General features: G+C 40.7%; 1 protein-coding gene and 1 pseudogene. One reads left to right on the top strand and one right to left on the bottom strand.

Annotated elements, in window-relative coordinates:
• Positions 1–194: 194 nt before the first annotated feature.
• Entirely contained in the window at positions 195–629 is a 435-nt protein-coding gene (tnpA, locus tag R8N49_RS24740) for an IS200/IS605 family transposase (protein ID WP_017633711.1), read from the top strand.
• Positions 630–835: 206 nt separating this feature from the next.
• Here the strand turns inward: tnpA and R8N49_RS24735 are convergent.
• Positions 836–1246 (bottom strand): annotated as a pseudogene (locus tag R8N49_RS24735) (IS630 family transposase); the annotation flags it as partial.
• Between the last annotated feature and the right edge of the window lie 52 nt (positions 1247–1298).

Raw genomic sequence — 1298 nt, 5'->3', positions numbered from 1 at the left:
AGCGATTATTGCCACAGGCATCGACAGGAAAAATATAGGACTAAAAAACGCCACCGAGTTCGGTGGCGTTTTTTGTTTTCAGCCCTAAACCACCTACTTCAGTAGGTGGTTATCATCCGTTTCGGCTTTGCCTGTAAAACTACTCATGCTAAATGCGTCTTTGATTTTTCCAGAAGTCAAAGAGGACAAATAACATGAGTAGATACAATCAAGCTTCCCACGTATTTTGGCGTTGTCAATACCATATAGTGTGGACGCCAAAGTATCGATTTAGGATCTTGAAGAACAATATAGGTAAAGAAGTTTATCGATGTATTTATGTTTACTGTAATCAACTTGGATGTGAAGTCGTAGAGCTAAACGTACAAGTTGACCACGTACATTTAGTTGTAAAGGTCCCACCAAAGCTTTCGATATCCAAGTTGATGGGGGTATTGAAAGGCAAAATAGCCTTAAAGCTATTTAGCAAGTTTCCTCACCTTAGGAAGAACAGGCTTTGGGGTAATCACTTTTGGCAAAGAGGCTATTTTGTCGATAGTGTTGGAATCAATGAAGAAATAATACGCCGATATGTAAGACATCAAGAGAAGCAAGAGCGAGTAGAGCAGCAGCAATTGGCGCTGGACTAAACAAAGGCCCCCTTTTAGGGGGCTCACACAAAGCCACCTTCTTTAGAAGGTGGTAGTTTACATCTGTAGCTCTGAGCTGAAGATATTTCTCCATACCGTTATTATACCAATCTTGAAAATTAACTGGTTAGGTCTATCCACTTTTACGAATGCATTTTAGTGACTCTTTTGGAGCAATCCAAAAACCGATTTCATGCATCGCAGACTTTGGAGATGATGTCGTGGTAATCAGTAAAAGATTGGTTGGCTAAATAGCGTTGCCTCAAGCAACGCCATACTTGTTCGATAGGGTTTAGCTCTGGAGAATAGGGCGAAAGTTTGATGACACTGACATTCTTAAAGTCATTGGCAATTTCTTCTGTATGCCATCCTGCACCATCCATTACAACGACAGCGTGGCGTCCCTCCTCCGTGACTGCCAATATTTGTTTTAAGTGCTCTATCATGATGTCTTTATTAACCCAAGAGACAATGATAGCCTCACAGATTCCTTTTCTGGGACAGATTGAACCGAACAGATAAGCATACTCAAATTGTTATTGCTTCACGGCTCTTGGGCGAGTTCCTTTTTTAGCCCATAAGCGTGTTGTCGTGTTTTGTTGTCCAAATCTGGTTTTACTCTAAAGCCATATTTTCTGGGATTTTAAGGATCGTTTCGATTTTGAATTT

The organism is Vibrio sp. 1978 (assembly GCF_033344345.1).
The sequence above is the reverse complement of the archived record's forward strand: the minus strand, read 5'-3'. Positions and strand labels throughout refer to the sequence as shown.